Annotated in this window: 7 protein-coding genes; 4 read left to right on the forward strand and 3 right to left on the reverse strand. The window is 62.1% G+C overall.

The annotated features are described in order from the left end of the window. Positions 1–30: 30 nt before the first annotated feature. From ACNPN0_RS10430 to ACNPN0_RS10440, 3 genes are read right to left on the reverse strand one after another with little or no spacing between them, the layout of a single operon-like run. Entirely contained in the window at positions 31–663 is a 633-nt protein-coding gene (locus ACNPN0_RS10430; protein WP_105656267.1) for a LutC/YkgG family protein, read from the reverse strand. Further along, positions 660–2,111, reverse strand: coding sequence for a LutB/LldF family L-lactate oxidation iron-sulfur protein (locus ACNPN0_RS10435; RefSeq protein WP_448937904.1), 1,452 nt, complete (start codon positions 2,109–2,111; stop codon positions 660–662). The genes ACNPN0_RS10430 and ACNPN0_RS10435 overlap by 4 nt, the downstream gene beginning before the upstream one ends. Positions 2,112–2,128: 17 nt before the next feature. Beyond that, entirely contained in the window at positions 2,129–2,893 is a 765-nt protein-coding gene (locus tag ACNPN0_RS10440) for a (Fe-S)-binding protein (RefSeq protein WP_105656268.1), read from the reverse strand. A 146-nt stretch (positions 2,894–3,039) separates the two neighbouring features. On the opposite strand from ACNPN0_RS10440, the gene ACNPN0_RS10445 reads away from it, so the two are divergent. From ACNPN0_RS10445 to ACNPN0_RS10460, 4 genes are all read left to right on the forward strand, one after another. Next, positions 3,040–4,716, forward strand: a complete 1,677-nt coding sequence (locus ACNPN0_RS10445; RefSeq protein WP_388023220.1) for an L-lactate permease — start codon at positions 3,040–3,042, stop codon at positions 4,714–4,716. Positions 4,717–4,740: 24 nt separating this feature from the next. Then, on the forward strand, positions 4,741–5,448 hold the full coding sequence (locus ACNPN0_RS10450) for a FadR/GntR family transcriptional regulator (protein ID WP_105656270.1): 708 nt from the start codon (positions 4,741–4,743) through the stop codon (positions 5,446–5,448). Positions 5,449–5,620: 172 nt separating this feature from the next. Next, positions 5,621–6,391, forward strand: coding sequence for an SDR family oxidoreductase (locus ACNPN0_RS10455; protein ID WP_448937740.1), 771 nt, complete (start codon positions 5,621–5,623; stop codon positions 6,389–6,391). Next, positions 6,381–7,436, forward strand: coding sequence for an L-idonate 5-dehydrogenase (locus ACNPN0_RS10460; RefSeq protein WP_448937739.1), 1,056 nt, complete (start codon positions 6,381–6,383; stop codon positions 7,434–7,436). The genes ACNPN0_RS10455 and ACNPN0_RS10460 overlap by 11 nt, the downstream gene beginning before the upstream one ends. Positions 7,437–7,460 lie beyond the last annotated feature (24 nt).

The following is a 7,460-nucleotide window of genomic DNA, read 5'->3' on the forward strand; positions in this document are numbered from 1 at the left end:
ACCGGGCCGCGAAAGCTTATTGCGCCAGCCTTACAGGCCGCGAACCATCAGGACGTCCAAGGTACGCGGGCCGTGCACGCCTTCAACGCGCTCCAGCTCGATATCACTGGTGGCCGACGGGCCGGAGATCCAGGTCTGCGGACGGGTGATGGCCAGTCGCGGCATGGCTTCTGGCAGCAGGCGCACGATCGAGGAGATCGGCACGATGCACACATGGTGGTCGGGTACCAGCGAAATCGCGCGGCGGCCCTGGTTTGGCTCGCCATCGAGGATGATGGTGCCGGACTCGGCGACCGAAACGGCCGACGAGGTGACCACGGCGCTGGTTTCATCCAGTTCGGCGATGCTCAGCCGTGCGCCCGGGGCATCGATGCGCTGCTCGACCTTCTCGCCCAGCCCTGAGAGCCAGCCGGTGTCCAAGCCATGCGGGTAGACAACGCTGGAGGCTCCCGCCAGCTTGGCCGCTACGTATTCCGGGATCTGCGCGGCGTCAATGACGTCCACCCCGGCCTTGTAATCCACCAAGCGGTCCACCAGCAGGTCGATGAGCTCAGCTTCACCCATATCCGAGGTCTTGCGGTATTCGCGGGGTACCTCTTGGGCGACGGGAGCATCGGCTAGTGCCGAGCGGATCCGTCCCAGGATTTCGTCTTTTGCGCTCACTTGGACTCCTTCTCGTCGCTCCACCAGTCGCGGAAGGACTTGTTTGGCGGGGCGGGAATGTCACGGCTGGCGGTCCACCCTGCGGCGATGCCCGGAAGCTTCTTGATCTTCTTTTCCTTGCCGGACATCAGCCGGCCCAGCGGCAAGGCCTTTTCGAGCAGGCCGAGGTTCTTGCCCTTGCCCAACGCCCAGGAGCCGCCCTTCATCAGCAGATCCATCTGGGTCGGGAGCTTGTGCTTGTCGCGGTTGGCATCCACGTCCTTGCCGCGCAGGTGCACGAGGATTTCCGGGATGTTGATCTTCACCGGGCAAGCGTCGTAGCAGGCGCCGCACAGCGAGGAAGCATATGGCAAGGAGCCGTTTTCCTCGACCTCGATGCCGGTCAGCAGCGGGGAGAGGATTGCGCCGATCGGGCCCGGGTAGGTCGAACCGTAGGCGTGGCCGCCGGTGCGCTCGTACACTGGGCACACGTTCATGCACGCCGAGCAGCGGATGCAGTTCAGCGCGGTGCGGCCGAAGCGGTCGGCCAGGGCGCGGGTGCGGCCGTTATCCAGCAGCACGATGTGCACGTTCTGCGGGCCATCGTCTTCGCTCACGCCGGTCCACAGCGAGGTGTAGGGATTCATGCGCTCGCCGGTGGAAGACCGCGGCAGCAGCTGCATGAAGACCTCGATGTCCTCCCAGTGGGGGAGAACCTTCTCGATGCCCATGACCGAAATCAGGGTTTCGGGCAGGGTCAGGCACATGCGGCCGTTGCCCTCGGATTCCACTACGCCCAGGGTGCCGGTATCAGCCAGCGCGAAGTTCGCGCCGGAGATCGCGACCTTGGCGGAAAGGAACTTCTTGCGCAGGTGCTTGCGGGCAGCTTCGGCCAGCTTGGCTGGCTCATCGGTCAGGTTCGGATCCACTACCGGCATTTCCTTGAGGAAGATGTCGCGCACCTCGGTGCGGTTCTTGTGGATCGCCGGAACCAGGATGTGGCTTGGCTTGTCGTTGCCCAGCTGGACGATCAGCTCGGCAAGGTCGGTTTCGAAGGCTTCGATGCCCTCGGTCTCCAGGTGCTCGTTCAGGCCGATTTCCTGGGTGGCCATGGACTTGACCTTGACGACCTCTTTCGAGCCGGTCGCCTTGACCAGCTCGGTAACGATCTTGTTGGCTTCGTCCGCGTCACGGGCCCAGTGGACAATGCCGCCCCGGGCGGTGAAGTTCTTCTCGAACTCTTCCAAACGCTCTTCGAGGTTGGCCATCGTCAGGTTCTTGATGGCGCTGCCGGCGTCGCGCAGCTCTTCCCAGTCCGGAAGCTCGCCGACGACGTTCAGCCGCTTGTCGCGAATGGTGTGGGTGGCGTGGCGCAGGTTCTTGCGCATCTGGGTGTTGCCCAGTTCGCGGTGCGCGGCCTTGGGGAATGGCTCGGTCTCGAACAGGTTGCCCTGCCCGCCGGCAGGCATGCCGAGGAATACCTGAGTCACAGTGACACCGTCTCTTCCATGGTGCTGGCCAGGATATCTGCCAGGTGCAGGGTCTTTGGCTTGGCTCCGGTGCGCGAAAGTCCGCCGCCGATGTGCATCAGGCAGGAGGCGTCGCCGCCCGCGCAGGCCGAGGCGCCGGTGGAGCAGATGTTCTTCATCTTGTCTTCGAGCATTGCCGTGGAGACATCGGAGTTCTTGATCGAGAAGGTACCGCCGAAGCCGCAGCACTGGTCAGCTTCCGGAAGCTCGTTGACGGTGATGCCGCCGACGGTCTTGAGCAGATCAAGTTGCCGATCGCCGAGTTTCAGCGAACGCATGCCGTGGCAGGAAGGGTGGTAGGTGATGGTCTGCGGGAAGTAGCTGCCCAGCTGCTCGGCGGCGTTGGTGATCCCCAGGACATCCACCAGCAGTTGGCTCAGTTCATAGGTGCGCTTGCCCACGGCAACTGCGCGTTCCTTGAGCTCCGGCTTGCCCAGGCGCTCTGCCAGGAAAGGGTGCTGGTGCTTGACCGAAGCAACGCAGGAGCCCGAGGGGGCCACCGCGACGTCATAGTCTTCGGTGTCGAAGGCATTGATGTGGTTTTCGACCACGGGCAGGGCTTCAGGCATATAACCGGAATTCATGTGCATTTGCCCACAGCAGGCTTGCGCCTTGGGGAAAATGACTTCATGGCCCAAGCGTTCCAGGATTTTCACTGTCGACTTGGCGGTTTCCGGATACATAGCATCCACAATGCACGTGGCAAAGAGAGCAATTCGCATAATAAATGACTCTTTCAGGGTGTGGTCAGACCATACTATGCCACGTACTTCGTAATAGTCAAGACTTGTTGTGATAGCTCTCACCTTGTACTCTAGGTGGTCGGACCACATATGGTCAGACCATCTCGAGTAAGGACGCCCACACCGTGTTTACACCCTCCACGGATCCGATCGCGGGGAGCATAGCTGTTTCAGCGCTCATCGCACTGATCCCGCTTGTAGCCTTCTTCGTACTTCTGGCGGTAGTCAAGGTCAAGGCCCACTGGGCCGGCCTCGGCTCGCTCGCTGTTGCCATCCTCGTGGCGATCTTCGGCTGGAACATGCCGGTTGGATTGGCATTGAACTCCGGACTGATGGGCATGGTCTTCGGTGCCTTCCCTATTGTCTGGATCGTTGTCATGGCGATCTTCCTCTACCAGGTCACCGTCAAGTCGGGCCGCTTCGAAGACCTGCGCCGCGTCTTTGACGTTATCGGCGGCGGCGACGTGCGCATCCAGGCCGTGCTGATTGCCTTCTGCTTCGGCGGACTGCTTGAAGCGCTGGCCGGCTTCGGCGCACCGGTGGCGATTACCGCCACCATGCTGCTGGCATTGGGCCTGTCCCCGCTGCGCGCAGCCTGCGCGGTGCTGATTGCCAACACCGCCCCGGTGGCCTTCGGCGCGGTGGCGATCCCCATCACCACCGCTGGTGCCCTGACCGGCATCCCGGCTGCCGACATCGGCGCCATCGTTGGCCACCAGTCCCCGCTGCTGGCACTGTTCGTCCCATCGATCCTGGTGCTGATCCTCGATGGCTGGCGCGGCATGCGCCAGACCCTGCCGGCAACGCTGACCATCGGCATTTCCTTCGGTGTCGCCCAGTGGCTGTGCTCGACCTACTTCTCCTATGAGCTGACCGATATCGTCGCTGCGCTGGTTGGCCTGGCCGCGGCAGTGATCCTGCTGCGCTTCTGGACTCCAAAGGGCGCCGACGAGGCACGCCAGCGCGTGCTGACTGCTGAAGCTGCCGCAATTCCATACGGAGCCAACGCCAAGCTGCACCCGGTCAACACCTGGATGGCCTTGTTCCCGTACCTGCTGGTTATCGTCATCTTCGGCCTGGCCAAGCTGTGGAAGCTGGGCGTGGACATTCCTGCATGGCTGGCAAGCACGGACATCAAGTTCGGTTGGCCAGGACTGGACGGCAAGATCCTGGATGCTGATGGCGAAGCGGTAACGTCGACTATCTACAACTTCCAGTGGCTATCCTCCCCGGGCACCTTGCTGCTGATCACTGGCCTGATCGTGGCCCTGGTCTACGCGAAGAACGACGGCAACGGCAAGTACAAGATGACCTTCGCCGAGGGTGCTGCCGAAATCGGCAAGACCGTCTACAACATGCGCTACGCCGCGCTGACCATCCTCTCGGTCCTCGGCCTGGCTTACGTGATGAACCTTTCGGGCCAGACCATCACCATTGGCACCTGGCTGGCAGGCACCGGCGCATTCTTCGCCTTCCTGTCGCCAATCCTGGGCTGGATCGGCACCGCGGTGACCGGCTCGGACACCTCGGCCAACGCGCTGTTCGCCAAGCTGCAGCAGACCGCTGGCATCAATGCCGGCATCGATCCGAACCTGCTGGTTGCCGCCAACACCTCCGGCGGCGTGGTCGGCAAGCTGATCTCCCCGCAGAACCTGGCCATCGCCGCTACCTCGGTGAAGATGGAAGGCCAGGAGTCGGTAATCCTCAAGAAGGTTGCCGGTTGGTCCGTAGGCATGCTGCTGGTGCTGTGCTGCTTGGTTTACCTGCAGTCCACCCCGGTTCTGTCCTGGATGCTGCCTTAGCTTCGAACGGCTAAAATAGATCCGATGCCAGTAAACCCAGCTCCGCGTGCGTACCAGATTGTTCTCCAAGCAATTGAAGAGGATCTGCGCAAGGAGAAGCTCTCCGTTGGAGACCAGCTTCCCGGCGAGCGTGCGCTCGCGGAGCAGCATGGGATCTCGCGGGCCTCGGTCCGCGATGCCATCCGCATCCTTGATGTGATGGGCATTATCAAGACTTCCACCGGCTCCGGGCCCAACTCCGGAGCGGTGATCATCTCCAACCCCTCGGCAGGCATTTCGCAGGCATTGCGCCTGCACTTGGCGGCCAAGGGGATCAACGTCCGCGAGATCGTCGAATCCCGCATCCTGCTGGAAACCTGGGCAGCGCAAATGACGCCGCGCGATCCGATTCATGCCCAGCAGGTCATTGACCGCACCGCGGTGCTGATCATGCGCATGGACGACGCGCAGCTCTCGCGCGAGGCCTTCCACCGCATTGATGCCGAGTTCCATGTGCTCCTGGCCTCCATGGCCGGCAATGCGGTAGTGGAATCGATGATGGAATCGCTGCGCAACTCGATCAGCGACTATGTCTCCGAATCGGTGCCCAGCGACGAGGCCTGGCAGCCGGTGGTGCGCGTCCTGCGCCGCCAGCACAAGGCCATCCACCACGCATTCGCGACGAACCAGCGCGAACGGGCGGCCCAGCTGCTCGAAGAGCACATCAACTGGTTCTACTCGCAGACCCGCTAGATCCGGCAGGATAGTTTTCAAATAAATAAGTCGGACTTTATGACCCCTCGCACCTCTTATATCTGATATGTTTTGGGGAAGCGACGGGGCTGATTTTTCGGATACAGCAGCTGGTTCATACCGCTGGTGAGTTCCCGTCGATGTACCATCGACACTTCATGCGAGGGAACTCATGAGCCAACTTTTTGACCTGTCCGGACGCCTGGCCCTGGTCACCGGGTCCTCCCGCGGCATTGGACGCGAACTTGCCAGTGCCTTGGCGGATGCCGGTGCCATCATCATCCTTCACGGCCGGGATGCGCAACGCCTGGCCGAAACTGCCGCCGAATTCGGTACCCGCTATGGCACCGAAAGAATCCATAGCGCCTGCTTCGATGTCACCGATGATGCCGCCGTGCGCGAGAACATCGCAGCCATTGAAAAGAACATCGGCCCCATCCGCATTTTGGTGAACAACGCGGGTATCCAGCACCGCGTGCCCATGCTGGATCTGGAGGTGGCTGACTGGCAGCGCGTGATTGACACGAACCTCACCAGCGCATTCCTGGTAGGCCGAGAAGTCGCACGCTCCATGGTGCAGCGTGGCGAAGGCAAGATCATCAACATCTGCTCGGTGCAAACCGACTTGGCCCGCCCCACCATCTCCGCCTACACCGCAGCCAAGGGCGGCCTGCGCAATCTCACCCGCGCCATGACCGCCGAATGGGCTGGTTCGGGACTGCAAATCAACGGCATCGCACCGGGCTACATCCACACCGAGATGACGCAGAATCTGGTGGATGACGAGAAATTCAATTCCTGGATTCTGGGCCGCACCCCGGCTGCCCGTTGGGGAACTGTCGAGGATCTGGCCGGACCAGCAGTCTGGTTGGCCTCGGATGGATCGAACTACGTGAACGGGCAGACCATTTTCATCGACGGAGGCATGAGCGTTGTCGTCTAATTCCCTCGCCACCAGCACGTTGGCCGTCGTGGCCCATGCAGCCGATGATTTGCGTATTGAACAAATCGAGCTGGCAGCGCCGCGAGCAGATGAAGCACGCGTTGCCATCGCTTACGGCGGTATCTGCGGATCAGACTTGCATTACTGGAGCCACGGCGCCGCCGGGGAATCGATCCTCAAGGCTCCAATGGTTCTCGGGCATGAAATCGTCGGCACCATCATCCAGGCCGCCGCTGACGGCAGCGGGCCGGCAGCCGGAACCAAAGTCGCCGTGCACCCGGCAACACCAGGCGAGACCGGGGAACCCTACCCGGCCGACCGCCCGAATCTTTCCCCGGGGTGCACCTATCTGGGCTCGGCCGCCCGCTACCCGCACACCGAGGGCGCATTCGCCCGCGAAGTGAACCTGCCATCACGCATGCTGCGTGAGCTGCCTGCTGGCTTAGCACTGCGTGATGCGGCACTGGCAGAACCGGCTGCGGTTGCTTGGCATGCGGTGTCGCGCGCCGGTGAAGTCGCCGGCAAGAAGGCGCTGGTTATTGGTGCTGGGCCGATCGGAGCTCTCGCTGTAGCAGTGCTCAAGCGTGCCGGAGCCAAAGAAATCATCGCAGTGGACATGCACGAGAAGCCGTTGGAAATCGCCGGGAAACTCGGTGCCACTTCAACTTTGCGCGCCGATGACCAGGAAGCTCTTGCCCAGGTGGGCGCGGACGTGGTGATCGAGGCCAGCGGCAACTTCCGCGGGTTGGCCTCCGCCGTGCGCGGTGCCGTGCGCGGCGGTCGAGTGGTCATGGTCGGGTTGCTGCCCTCAGGAGAACAACCCGCACTCATTTCGCTGGCTATTACCCGCGAGCTGGAACTGGTTGGTTCCTTCCGCTTCAACGACGAAATCGACCATGTGCTTGCTGCCCTGGCCGACGGTTCACTGCAGGTTTCCGAGGCGGTAACCCACGAGTTCCCGGTCGCCGATGCGCTTGAAGCCTTCGAAACGGCCAAAGATTCGGCTCGCTCCGGCAAAGTCCTGCTGAACTTCCTGGGGCAATAGTTGGCTTCAGCTAGAAGTGCACCC

It is taken from the genome of Glutamicibacter sp. AGC84, assembly GCF_053543575.1.